Source organism: Pseudomonas sp. Pseusp18 (assembly GCF_059506005.1).
This window is the reverse complement of record NZ_CP169240.1, coordinates 4,475,253-4,487,138: the sequence shown is the minus strand read 5'-3', so window position 1 is coordinate 4,487,138 and position 11,886 is coordinate 4,475,253. Positions and strand designations below refer to the sequence as shown.

Here is an 11,886-nt window from a genome sequence, read left to right as displayed (position 1 = left end):
ATCAAAAGATCGCAGCCTTCGGCAGCTCCTACACAAGCTACGCGAAACAGGCACCCATAAAAAACCCGGCCAACAGGGCCGGGTCAAGAAGACGGTGGCTATATCACTTTTGTTCGGCAGGCTTGACCAATCGCTTTTCCAGTTCGCGACAAGCGTCCTGGATCATGCTTTCAGTGATCGGTACTTCGCGTCCTTCCTCATCGATAATCGAGCAACCCAGAGACTGGTCTGGCTGTGTGCGGATCACTTGAATCTTGTCATCGCTGCTGTTTTGCAAGGACATGGCCTGTCTCCTCATCAGGTTGTGCGCTTACTGTAAAACCGCCAGGTGACCGGGCTGTGACAATTCCCTGCGATCTTTCAGGTCGGCATCTTCAGTCCATCAGAAATACCCTGATGTTTCCACCCGGACTTTAGACCAATAATCTCTAGCTACTAGTCTAGGCGGTCATAATTAACCCGACTCATTGTGATTTACAGCGTTCAATCCGATTGAGCAGTGTAGGCTTGATCGGGTCAAAGCAATGGGTTAAGCCTTCGGATGATCTTCATGCTCTCTGCCCGTCACCGCCGCGCCATTCGCCTGGCCAGCCGTTTCATCTCGCCTTACCGTTGGCCGGCCTTCGGCGCCTTGCTGGCGTTGATTGTCACTGCCGGCATCACCTTGTCCATGGGGCAGGGGATTCGCCTGTTGGTGGATCAGGGCTTCATGACCCAGTCGACGCATTTGCTCAATCAATCCATCGGCCTGTTCATGTTGCTGGTGATCGGTCTGGCGATCGGCACCTTTGTGCGCTTTTACCTGGTGTCGTGGATCGGCGAGCGCGTTGTCGCGGACATCCGTCGTCGGGTGTTCAACCACCTGGTCTATCTGCATCCGGGTTTTTATGAAGACAACCGCAGCTCCGAGATCCAGTCACGACTGACTGCCGACACCACGCTGCTGCAATCGGTGATCGGTTCTTCGCTGTCGCTGTTCCTGCGCAACGGGCTGATGGTAATCGGCGGGATTGTCTTGCTGTTTATCACCAACCCCAAACTCACCAGCATCGTGGTGATCGCATTGCCGCTGGTGGTCGCACCGATCCTGATTTTTGGCCGCCGGGTGCGCACCCTGTCGCGACAGAGCCAGGACCGGATTGCCGACATTGGCAGTTATGTTTCCGAAACCCTGAGTCAGATCAAAACCGTGCAGGCCTACAACCATCAGGTGCAGGACGAGCAGCGTTTTGCCGCGACCGTGGAAGAGGCTTTCAATACTGCCCGCAAACGCATTTTCCAGCGGGCCTGGTTGATTACCCTGGTGATCCTGCTGGTGTTGGGCGCGGTCGGGGTGATGCTCTGGGTCGGCGGCATGGACGTCATCGCCGGGCGGATTTCCGCGGGTGAGTTGGCAGCGTTCGTCTTTTACAGCCTGATCGTCGGTGGCGCCTTCGGCACACTGAGTGAAGTGATCGGCGAACTGCAGCGAGCAGCAGGAGCGGCGGAACGGATTGCCGAGCTGTTGCGTTCGGAAAACATCATCCAGCCACCGACCCATGGGCTGGTGACCTTGCCTGAACGGGTGAAGGGCGATCTGGTGCTGCAAGATGTGCGCTTTTCCTACCCGTCGCGTCCTGAGAGCTATGCCGTCGATGGTTTGAGTCTGACGATCAACGCCGGCGAAACCCTCGCCCTGGTCGGGCCGTCAGGTGCCGGCAAATCGACGGTGTATGACCTGCTGCTGCGCTTTTACGACCCCGCTGAAGGACGCATCCTGCTGGACGGTGTGCCGCTGACCCAACTCGACCCTCTGGACCTGCGTCGCTGCTTCGCCCTCGTCTCGCAAACCCCGGCGCTGTTCTTCGGCAGCATCGAAGAGAACATTCGCTACGGCCACCCGACGGCGACTTTGGCCCAGGTCCAGGAAGCCGCGAAAATTGCCTACGCCCACGACTTCATCGAGCAAATGCCCAACGGCTACCAGACCCACCTCGGCGACGCGGGTCTCGGTTTGTCCGGCGGTCAACGCCAGCGCTTGGCCATCGCCCGGGCACTGTTGGTGGACGCGCCGATCCTGCTGCTCGACGAAGCCACCAGCGCCCTCGACGCCCAGAGCGAGCATCTGATCCAGCAAGCCCTGCCCAGCCTGATGAAAAACCGCACCACACTGGTCATCGCCCATCGACTGGCGACAGTGAAAAACGCTGACCGAATCGCGGTGATGGACCAAGGGAAACTGGTGGCGGTGGGGACGCATCAGGAGTTGATTGCGAGCAATGCGTTGTATGCGCGATTGGCTGCGTTGCAGTTCAACGATGGCAAGGTTGAAACTTCAATCGTAGGAGCTGCCGAGTGAAACGAGGCTGCGATCTTTTGATCTTGCTTTGAGACCACAACAAAAAATGCCCGCATCGATTGATGTGGGCATTTTTTTTAAAGCAAGATCAAAGGATCGCAGCCTCGTTTCACTCGACAGCTCCTACCAGCTCCTACGTAGCTCCTACGCAGCTCTTACGTAATCGGCATTTTATTGATCGTCAAAGTAACGTTCATGCCAATCCACCAGCGGCTGCGGTGAATTGAGCTTCTGGCCGTAGATCACCGAATACGACAGCACGTTCTGCACGTACTGGCGGGTTTCGTCGAACGGGATGCTTTCCACCCACACATCGAAGCTCAGGTGGTCGGCGCCGCGCAGCCATTGACGCACGCGGCCGGGGCCGGCGTTGTAGGCAGCGGAGGCGAGCACGCGGTTGCCGTTGAACTGGCTATGGACCTGGCTCAGATAAGCGGCGCCGAGTTGGATATTCTTGTCCGGATCGAGCACTTGCTGCGGCGAGGCCAGGGGAATGCTGAACTTGCGCGCGGTTTCCTTGGCGGTGCCGGGCATCAGTTGCATCAGGCCGCTGGCGCCGACGCCGGAGCGGGCGTCGTCCATGAAGGCGCTTTCCTGACGAGTGATCGCGAACACCCAGCTCGAGTGCAGGCCACGGACCTTGGCTTCACGCACCAGGGTATCGCGGTGAGCCATCGGGAAGCGGATGTCCAGGTCGTCCCAGTACTGCGCCTTACTGATGGTGCGGATTGCCGGGAAATACCATTTCAGGTCATAGGCCAGTTTCGCCTGGGCGACCATTTCGTCACGACTGAAATGCTGGCTGACGTGGTACCACTCGCGTCGGCCATCGACGATCTGCCCGCGGGCATGGAACTCCAGCGCGCGGCGCACACCTGGGGTATTGCGCACCTTGTTGATCAGCGCCTGGCTGAGCACCAGCGGTTTGTTGATCAGCGAATAGGGAGACTGCGAGCGATCGGCTGCCAGGAAACCGTAGAAGTCGCGTTCGCGAGCCAAGCCCTTGTAAAGCGTTTGTGCTTGCGGATTCTGTGGCTGCGCCAGTTCCAGGGTGCGAGCCTGCCAGTAACGCCAGCGGTTGGTGGTGGCCAGGTCCTGAGGCAGGCGGCGAGTCAACTGATAGGCATCGTCCCAGCGGGCCAGACGCAACAGCAGGCGCAAGCGCCATTCGGAAACGGTGTTGTCCCGCAGTTCCGGGTCGTATTTGGTCATCACGTCCAGCGCGCGGCTGTCGAAACGTCGAGCGAGGGTCAGCCCGATTTCCCGGGCGATCGCGACTTTTTCATCACGGGAGAAGTGCATGGTGCTGGCGTAACCGTCGAGCAGGGCCATAGCCCTGTCCGGATCCTGACGGGCCAGGCGGCGCAGGCCAAGGCTGACGATATCGGACATCGGCTCATCGGCCGGGATAAAGCGCGACGGCTGATTCAGCAGTTCGGGTTTCTGCGCCACATCCACCAGCAGGCGACCGCGCGGGGCGAGGGTCGTCAGGCCATTGATCAGGCTGTTGGCCAGCGGGTAGTTGCTGGCCTGGGCGGCGAGCTTGGTGCGTTCCCAGCGTTTCTGTTCAGTCAGTTGACCATCGGCGGCCCACATGCCGAACGCTGCATCGCATGCCTCGGGCCGGGTTTTGCCGCTCAACCAGAGCTTGTCGGCGCTGGCGTAGCCTTCGGCCTTACGGTTATGGCTGATCAGATACTGCGCGTTCAGGCAGTCCAGTTCGGTGAAATTGAGCTTGGGGTCATAATATTTGACGAAGGTCGCCCAATCGCCGCGTTCGGCCAGCCAGCGCAGCCAGCGCAATTTCATCCAGTTGGCTTGCGGCAGGTCACCGTGTTCGGCGAGGAAGTTCTCGATTTCGGCATTGCTCGCGGTTTTCAGCCGCGCGGTCAGTTCGTCATAAGCCAGGTAGGGGGTCAGCGGATAATCGCTGAGCGCCTGGCTATAACGGAAATAAGGGCCGGAATCGCCCTTGGCCAAGGCACGCTTGGCTTCGTCGTAATACTGGCGTTGGGTAGACAGGTCTACCGCCTGGGCGGATTGAACGGCAGCGGCTGTAAGAAGCAAACACGAAAAAAGACTGAAAAGGCGACTGCGCATGAGACGTCCGGGCAGAGAAATCATGACAAGTGCCAGCAGGAGCGGCACTGAATTGTCTGTAGCTTAGCCTTTTGCCAGCAACGGGCGAAAGCTTTGCCGAGCTGTCGGCACAAGTTCGCAACAATTGTTGTGCAGAGTGCTTCGACATTGAAATTGCCGGCCTTCTGTAGCCTCAAGTCAGGTAGAATGCGCGCCCGGTTTTTGGAGAAGCTCATGACCCTGCTCAAATTCAGCGATGTGTCCCTTGCTTTCGGCGCTATGCCGTTGTTGGACAAGGTGTCCTGGCAGATCGCCCGTGGTGAGCGGGTGTGCATCATCGGCCGCAACGGCACTGGCAAGTCCAGCATGATGAAGCTCGTCAAGGGCGACCAGAAGCCTGACGATGGCTCCGTTTGGCGCGCGCCCGGCCTCAAGATTGGCGAATTGCCGCAAGAATTGCCGGTAGCCGACGAGCGGACTGTGTTCGACGTGGTTGCCGAAGGCCTCGACGGCGTTGGCGCGTTGCTTGCCGAATATCATCACCTGAGCCAGAACATCGTCACCGACGCCGATCTGGACAAGCTGATGCACGTCCAGCACGACCTCGAAGCCCGCGATGGCTGGCGCTTGCAGCAACTGGTCGACAGCACCTTGAGCCGTCTGCAGTTGCCTGCCGACAAGACCCTCGCCGAATTGTCCGGCGGCTGGCGTCGTCGCGTCCTGCTGGCTCAGGCGCTGGTTTCCGAACCGGACCTGCTGCTGCTCGACGAACCGACCAACCACCTGGATATCGGTGCCATTGCCTGGCTTGAAGAAGCGCTGAAGGATTTCCAGGGCGCCGTGCTGTTCATCACGCACGACCGTTCATTCCTGCAGAACCTTGCAACCCGTATCCTGGAACTGGATCGCGGTGGCTTGATCGACTGGAACGGCGATTACGCCAGCTTCCTCGTGCACAAAGAGGCCACGCTGGCCGCTGAAGAAACCGCCAACGCGCTGTTCGACAAAAAACTGGCCCAGGAAGAAGTCTGGATCCGCCAGGGCATCAAGGCGCGTCGCACCCGTAACGAAGGCCGTGTCCGTGCACTGAAAGCCCTGCGCGTCGAGCGTAGCGAGCGTCGTGAGCGTACCGGCAAGGCCAACATTCAGCTCGATACCGCCGACAAGTCCGGCAAGCAGGTGATGGTGCTCGAGAACGTGAGCTTCGCGCACCCGGGCGGCCCGTTCCTGATCAAGGATTTCTCGATGGTCCTGCAGCGCGGCGACCGCATCGGTCTGCTCGGCGCCAACGGTACCGGCAAGACCACGCTGTTGAAGCTGATGCTCAACGGTCTGCAACCGACCAGCGGCACAGTGGAAGAGGGGACGCGCATCGACGTGGCCTATTTCGACCAGTTGCGCCATCAGTTGGATCTGGAAAAGACCGTGATTGACAACGTCGCTGAAGGTCGCGACTTCATCGATATCGATGGCCAGAGCCGTCACGTGCTGAGCTACCTTGGCGACTTCCTGTTCAGCCCGCAGCGTGCCCGCACGCCGGTCAAGGCGCTGTCCGGTGGTGAGCGAGCGCGTCTGCTGCTGGCGAAACTGTTCAGCAAGCCGGCGAACCTGCTGGTGCTCGACGAACCGACCAACGACCTCGACGTGGAAACCCTCGAACTGCTGGAAGAGGTCTTGCTGACCTTCAACGGCACTGTGCTGATGGTCAGCCACGACCGGGCATTCCTCGACAACGTGGTCACCAGCACCCTGGTCTTCGAAGGTGAAGGCAAGGTTCGCGAGTACGTCGGTGGTTATCAGGACTGGCTGCGTCAGGGCGGCTCGCCGCGCCTGCTGGGCGTGACCGAGAGCAAGTCCGGCAAGGCCGACCTGAACTCGGCTGTCGTGACGGCCGAACCTGCGCCGGTTGCTGCAGTGGAAACGCCAGCGCCGGTGGCGAAAAAGAAACTCAGCTACAAGTTGCAGCGTGAGCTGGAAGCCTTGCCTGGCCAGATCGAAGCCATGGAGCAGCAGATCGCGGTGGTTGAAGCGCAGATGGCGGACGCCGGCTTCTACCAGCGTCCTCCTGCCGAGACGGCTGCAGTGATCGCTCAGCTTGAGCAGTTGCAGGCTGAACTCGACGTGATGGTCGAGCGCTGGGCCGAACTGGATGCCTGATTGATCCGGCTATAAAAAAGCCCGGCTTCACTCGTGTGAATGCCGGGCTTTTCGTAACGGTTTAATTGTTGCTTGTTGTCAGCTTTTTTGCAGGCGCACGGCAAGTACATCGCAAGGCGCGCCGTGCAGCACGTCATTGGCAGTGGAGCCGAGCAACAGTGCCAGGCCATGCCGGCCATGACTGCCCACCACGATCAGGTCGCACGTTTGCTCCTTGGCGAGATGGTGAATCTCCTGTCGCGGCTGGCCGTAGGTCAGGTGGCTGTATTCCTTGGAGAGCTCCGGGTATTTCAGGATCAACCGCTCAAGGCGCTCCTTGGCCTGATCGAACTGTTGCTGTTGCAACTGGGAAAGGTCCATCGGCACGTCGCCGCCAAAGGCCATGGCCATCGGCTCGACGATATGCACCAGGGACAGCTTTGCGCCATTGCTCACCGAAAGTTCGCGGGCGCGGTGGATTACAGGATCGCACTCTTCGGTTAGATCTACAGCGACCAGAATATGGTGGTAGGGCATGAGGTGCTCCTCCTGAGGATTGCAATATTGGTAAGTATGGCTGGTTTCAAGCGCATTGGTTTCAACGTGACCCAATGGGCTCATCAAGAATCGGGAGTACAGATATGACGGTCTGGATAGTGGTGTCAATCCTGCTGGTGGTGCTGAGCCCGCTGGCCTGGTTGCGACCGTCTCGTGTCCAGAGCGGTCGCATGGCCCTGCGCATGGAGGCGCGGCGCATCGGCCTTGCCATGCAATTGGCGCCCCAAGAGTGGCCGCACTGGCTGAGCCAGGAGCCGCCAAGCCCTTGCGCCCAGTACCACCGACCGCGCCGTGGCACTCAGCCGGCGTGCTGGAGCTATTGGCAGAAGACGCCGGGTGTGTGGGTCAATCAGTGGCAGGAAGTCTGCGAGGATGGAGTGCTGCTGAATCATTTCGAAAAATTGCCTGCCAACGTCTACAAGGTCGAGGCAGACAAGCAAATGATTGCCCTGTATTGGGGCGAGAAGGGCGAAGCCGAGGTTCTGCAACAGATCGACGCTACGCTCAAGGCACTCGCCTGAACCCCGATCTGCTGCGGAAGGCAATAAAAAGCCCGACATCATCATCGGGCTGGGGTTGGCCAGGCAGGCCGGTAATTCTTTGTGGCACAGATCTTACGCTTGGCATTCGTCAAAAGCGTTCAATTTTTTCTTCAGGGTCCCGCCAGCGTAGCCTGTTAAACACAGGTTGCCGCGAATTAGGGCGACTTTTCTAACTATTGATTCTATGAATGGCCTCACATGCATCCGCGTGTTGCAGGGCTTCGTGGTACGGAAGTGACCGGAAAGTCGCGTTTCAACCAGTATTTTGGGCGATTGACAATTGCCGGAAATTCCGTGAAGGTGACACACCCAAATCAAACGGGCGTATGAATTGAGCGTTTGTATTACAGACTGCTCCTACAGAATCCCGACTATCGCGTTGGCGGGTGTGCCGGGTGAGTTGGCGTTAGCATTGACGATAAACGTCCCTGCCGAGCCAGCCGCCTGCGTCCGACGTGTACTGTTCAGCTTCCATATCGTGGAGATCAGTTGATGATTTACGAAGGTAAAGCCATCACGGTTAAGGCTCTTGAAAGTGGCATCGTCGAACTGAAGTTCGACCTCAAGGGTGAGTCCGTCAACAAGTTCAACCGTCTTACCCTGAACGAACTGCGTCAGGCTGTAGACACCATCAAGGCAGATGCTTCGATCAAGGGTGTGATCGTCAGCAGTGGCAAGGACGTATTCATCGTCGGCGCCGACATCACCGAATTCGTCGACAACTTCAAGCTGCCGGATGCCGAGCTTGTTGCTGGCAACCTCGAAGCCAACAAGATTTTCAGCGATTTCGAAGACCTCAACGTCCCGACTGTTGCCGCGATCAATGGCATCGCACTGGGTGGCGGTCTGGAAATGTGCCTGGCAGCGGATTTCCGCGTCATGGCCAGCACCGCCAAAATCGGTCTGCCGGAAGTCAAGCTGGGCATCTACCCAGGCTTCGGCGGTACCGTGCGCCTGCCGCGCATCATCGGTGCCGACAACGCCATCGAGTGGATTGCCGCCGGTAAGGAAAACCGCGCTGAAGACGCACTGAAAGTCGGTGCCGTCGACGCGGTGGTCGACTCGCAGAAGTTGCACGAAGCGGCGCTGAACCTGATCAAGGGCGCCATCTCCGGCACGTTTGACTACAAAGCCAAGCGTCAGCCGAAGCTCGAAAAGCTCAAGCTCAACGCCATCGAACAAATGATGTCGTTCGAAACCGCCAAAGGTTTCGTGGCCGGCCAGGCGGGCCCGAACTACCCGGCGCCGGTCGAAGCGATCAAGACCATCCAGAAAGCCGCGAACTTCGGTCGCGACAAGGCCCTGGAAGTTGAAGCCGCCGGTTTCGTCAAACTGGCCAAGACCTCTGCCGCGCAGAGCTTGATCGGTCTGTTCCTGAACGATCAGGAGCTTAAGAAAAAGGCCAAGGCCTACGACGAAATCGCTAAGGAAGTGAAGCAGGCCGCCGTATTGGGCGCCGGCATCATGGGTGGCGGTATCGCTTATCAGTCGGCCTCCAAAGGCACGCCGATCCTGATGAAGGACATCAACGAGCATGGTATCGAGCAAGGTCTGGCTGAAGCCGCCAAGCTGCTGGTTGGTCGCGTTGATAAAGGTCGCATGACCCCGGCGAAGATGGCCGAAGTGCTCAACGGTATTCGTCCGACCCTGTCCTACGGCGATTTCGGTCACGTCGATCTGGTCGTCGAAGCCGTGGTCGAGAACCCGAAGGTCAAGCAAGCCGTTCTGGCCGAAGTCGAAGACAAGGTCAAAGAGGACACCATCCTCGCGTCCAACACCTCGACTATTTCCATCACCTTGCTGGCCAAAGCCCTCAAGCGTCCGGAAAACTTCGTCGGCATGCACTTCTTCAACCCGGTGCACATGATGCCGCTGGTTGAAGTGATCCGTGGCGAGAAGTCCAGCGAAGTGGCCGTTGCCACCACCGTTGCCTACGCCAAGAAAATGGGCAAGAACCCGATCGTCGTCAACGACTGCCCGGGCTTCCTGGTCAACCGCGTGCTGTTCCCGTACTTCGGCGGTTTCGCCAAGCTGGTCAGCGCCGGCGTGGACTTCGTCCGTATCGACAAGGTCATGGAAAAATTCGGCTGGCCAATGGGCCCGGCATACCTGATGGACGTGGTCGGCATCGACACCGGCCACCACGGTCGTGACGTCATGGCTGAAGGCTTCCCGGATCGCATGAAGGACGATCGCCGTTCGGCCGTCGACGTGCTCTATGAAGCCAAGCGCCTGGGCCAGAAAAATGGCAAGGGCTTCTACGCCTACGAGACCGACAAGCGCGGCAAGCAGAAGAAAGTCGCCGATCCGTCGGTGCTGGAAGTGCTCAAGCCGATCGTTTTCCAACAGCTTGAAGTCACTGACGAAGACATCATCAACTGGATGATGATCCCGCTGTGCCTGGAAACCGTGCGCTGCCTGGAAGACGGCATCGTCGAAACCGCCGCCGAAGCCGACATGGGTCTGGTCTACGGTATTGGTTTCCCTCCATTCCGTGGCGGTGCGCTGCGCTACATCGATTCGATCGGTGTTGCAGAGTTCGTTGCCCTGGCTGACCAGTACGCTGATTTGGGCGCGCTGTACCACCCGACCGCGAAGCTGCGTGCAATGGCCAAGAACGGTCAGAGCTTCTTCGGTTAAGCGCCCACACTAGAGCGAGAGTGAAAGTATATGAGCTTGAATCCTAGAGACGTCGTGATTGTCGACTTCGGTCGTACGCCGATGGGCCGCTCCAAGGGCGGCATGCACCGCAACACCCGCGCCGAAGACATGTCGGCACACCTGATCAGCAAATTGCTGGAACGCAACGTCAAGGTCGACCCGAGCGAAGTCGAAGACGTGATCTGGGGCTGCGTGAACCAGACCCTGGAGCAGGGCTGGAACATCGCCCGCATGGCGTCCCTGATGACTCAGATCCCGCACACCTCGGCCGGCCAGACCGTCAGCCGTCTGTGTGGCTCCTCGATGAGTGCGCTGCACACTGCCGCACAAGCAATCATGACCGGCAACGGTGACGTGTTCGTCGTTGGCGGCGTCGAGCATATGGGTCATGTGAGCATGATGCACGGTGTCGATCCGAACCCGCACATGTCCCTGTACGCGGCGAAAGCCTCGGGCATGATGGGCCTGACTGCAGAAATGCTCGGTAAAATGCACGGCATTACTCGCGAACAGCAGGACGCCTTTGGCGTGCGCTCCCACCAACTCGCCCACAAGGCGACCGTGGAAGGCAAGTTCAAGGACGAAATCATCCCGATGCAGGGCTACGACGAGAACGGTTTCCTGAAACTGTTCGACTACGACGAAACCATTCGTCCGGAAACCACCCTGGAAAGCCTGGCGGCTCTGAAACCAGCGTTTAATCCGAAGGGCGGCACCGTGACCGCTGGTACTTCGTCGCAGATCACCGATGGTGCTTCGTGCATGATCGTGATGTCGGCACAGCGTGCCCAGGACCTGGGCATCCAGCCGCTGGCGGTGATTCGCTCGATGGCAGTGGCAGGTGTGGACCCGGCGATCATGGGCTATGGTCCAGTACCGGCAACGCAGAAAGCATTGAAGCGCGCGGGCCTTGGCATCAACGATATCGACTTCTTCGAGCTCAACGAAGCTTTCGCTGCACAGGCCCTGCCAGTGCTGAAAGATTTGAAAGTGCTCGACAAGATGAACGAGAAGGTTAACCTGCACGGCGGCGCGATCGCCCTGGGTCACCCGTTCGGTTGCTCCGGTGCACGTATTTCGGGCACCTTGCTGAACGTGATGAAGCAGAATGGCGGCACCTTCGGGGTGGCCACCATGTGCATTGGTCTCGGCCAAGGTATCTCCACCGTCTTCGAACGCGTTTAAGCGTTTCGTCGATGGAAGCCGGGGCCAAGTGCCCCGGTTTTTGTTTTTCCGGATTTATTTTTGTTTTTATTTTGAAAAAATTTGAGTGAGGGCCAAAGCATGCCGATACAACCTGGGCTCTACCAACATTACAAAGGTCCGCAGTACCGCGTATTCAGTGTTGCGCGGCATTCGGAGACCGAAGAAGAAGTGGTCTTCTACCAAGCCCTGTATGGCGATTACGGCTTTTGGGTGCGCCCCTTGAGCATGTTCCTGGAGTCGGTCGAGGTTGACGGCGAACAGGTGCCACGCTTTGCTTTGGTGCAAGCCGAACCGAGCATTTTTCCGCAGCCATAAGGGGAGTGCGCGCAGAACCCTGCGCTTGACCTCACCTTGTAGCCACTATAT

9 protein-coding genes are annotated in these 11,886 nt (G+C 58.7%); 6 read left to right on the top strand and 3 right to left on the bottom strand.

Going from position 1 to position 11,886, the window contains the following annotated elements; genetic code table 11:
• Positions 1-103: 103 nt before the first annotated feature.
• Positions 104-283, bottom strand: coding sequence for a PA1571 family protein (locus tag ACEN9A_RS19940; RefSeq protein ID WP_019648301.1), 180 nt, complete (start codon positions 281-283; stop codon positions 104-106).
• A gap of 258 nt (positions 284-541) precedes the next feature.
• Here ACEN9A_RS19940 and ACEN9A_RS19935 point away from each other — a divergent pair, with 258 nt between their 5' ends.
• Positions 542-2,338 (top strand): ABC transporter transmembrane domain-containing protein, encoded by a 1,797-nt coding sequence (locus ACEN9A_RS19935; protein WP_258670134.1) that lies wholly within the window; start codon positions 542-544, stop codon positions 2,336-2,338.
• A gap of 171 nt (positions 2,339-2,509) precedes the next feature.
• Here the strand turns inward: ACEN9A_RS19935 and ACEN9A_RS19930 are convergent, their stop codons facing one another.
• Complete coding sequence (locus ACEN9A_RS19930; protein WP_258670131.1) at positions 2,510-4,438, bottom strand: transglycosylase SLT domain-containing protein; 1,929 nt, start codon at positions 4,436-4,438, stop codon at positions 2,510-2,512.
• 213 nt (positions 4,439-4,651) lie between these two features.
• On the opposite strand from ACEN9A_RS19930, the gene ACEN9A_RS19925 reads away from it, so the two are divergent.
• Positions 4,652-6,574 carry an ATP-binding cassette domain-containing protein gene (locus ACEN9A_RS19925; protein WP_018925314.1) on the top strand — a complete coding sequence of 641 codons (1,923 nt, stop codon included), beginning with the start codon at positions 4,652-4,654 and terminating at the stop codon, positions 6,572-6,574.
• 78 nt (positions 6,575-6,652) lie between these two features.
• On the opposite strand, the gene ACEN9A_RS19920 is transcribed toward ACEN9A_RS19925, so the two are convergent.
• Positions 6,653-7,090 (bottom strand): universal stress protein, encoded by a 438-nt coding sequence (locus ACEN9A_RS19920; protein WP_007933196.1) that lies wholly within the window; start codon positions 7,088-7,090, stop codon positions 6,653-6,655.
• A 104-nt stretch (positions 7,091-7,194) separates the two neighbouring features.
• Between ACEN9A_RS19920 and ACEN9A_RS19915 the strand changes: the two genes are divergently transcribed.
• The 4 genes from ACEN9A_RS19915 (at position 7,195) to ACEN9A_RS19900 (ending at position 11,835) form a co-directional block, all read left to right on the top strand.
• Positions 7,195-7,632, top strand: coding sequence for a hypothetical protein (locus ACEN9A_RS19915; RefSeq protein WP_258670129.1), 438 nt, complete (start codon positions 7,195-7,197; stop codon positions 7,630-7,632).
• 513 nt (positions 7,633-8,145) lie between these two features.
• Positions 8,146-10,293: a fatty acid oxidation complex subunit alpha FadB gene (gene fadB / locus ACEN9A_RS19910; protein ID WP_258670126.1), complete on the top strand. Its 2,148-nt coding sequence runs from the start codon at positions 8,146-8,148 to the stop codon at positions 10,291-10,293.
• Between the two features lie 30 nt (positions 10,294-10,323).
• Entirely contained in the window at positions 10,324-11,499 is a 1,176-nt protein-coding gene (gene fadA, locus ACEN9A_RS19905; RefSeq protein WP_007933190.1) for an acetyl-CoA C-acyltransferase FadA, read from the top strand.
• Between the two features lie 99 nt (positions 11,500-11,598).
• Positions 11,599-11,835, top strand: coding sequence for a DUF1653 domain-containing protein (locus ACEN9A_RS19900; RefSeq protein ID WP_007933188.1), 237 nt, complete (start codon positions 11,599-11,601; stop codon positions 11,833-11,835).
• The last annotated feature ends 51 nt before the right edge of the window (positions 11,836-11,886 follow it).

Bases quoted from the DNA above. Each gene is read 5' to 3' on its own strand.
- fadB (WP_258670126.1), top strand. From the start codon at position 8,146: ATGATTTACGAAGGTAAAGCCATCACGGTTAAGGCTCTTGAAAGTGGC.
- ACEN9A_RS19920 (WP_007933196.1), bottom strand. From the start codon at position 7,090: ATGCCCTACCACCATATTCTGGTCGCTGTAGATCTAACCGAAGAGTGC.
- ACEN9A_RS19900 (WP_007933188.1), top strand. From the start codon at position 11,599: ATGCCGATACAACCTGGGCTCTACCAACATTACAAAGGTCCGCAGTAC.
- ACEN9A_RS19930 (WP_258670131.1), bottom strand. From the start codon at position 4,438: ATGCGCAGTCGCCTTTTCAGTCTTTTTTCGTGTTTGCTTCTTACAGCC.
- ACEN9A_RS19940 (WP_019648301.1), bottom strand. From the start codon at position 283: ATGTCCTTGCAAAACAGCAGCGATGACAAGATTCAAGTGATCCGCACA.
- ACEN9A_RS19925 (WP_018925314.1), top strand. From the start codon at position 4,652: ATGACCCTGCTCAAATTCAGCGATGTGTCCCTTGCTTTCGGCGCTATG.
- ACEN9A_RS19935 (WP_258670134.1), top strand. From the start codon at position 542: ATGATCTTCATGCTCTCTGCCCGTCACCGCCGCGCCATTCGCCTGGCC.
- ACEN9A_RS19915 (WP_258670129.1), top strand. From the start codon at position 7,195: ATGACGGTCTGGATAGTGGTGTCAATCCTGCTGGTGGTGCTGAGCCCG.
- fadA (WP_007933190.1), top strand. From the start codon at position 10,324: ATGAGCTTGAATCCTAGAGACGTCGTGATTGTCGACTTCGGTCGTACG.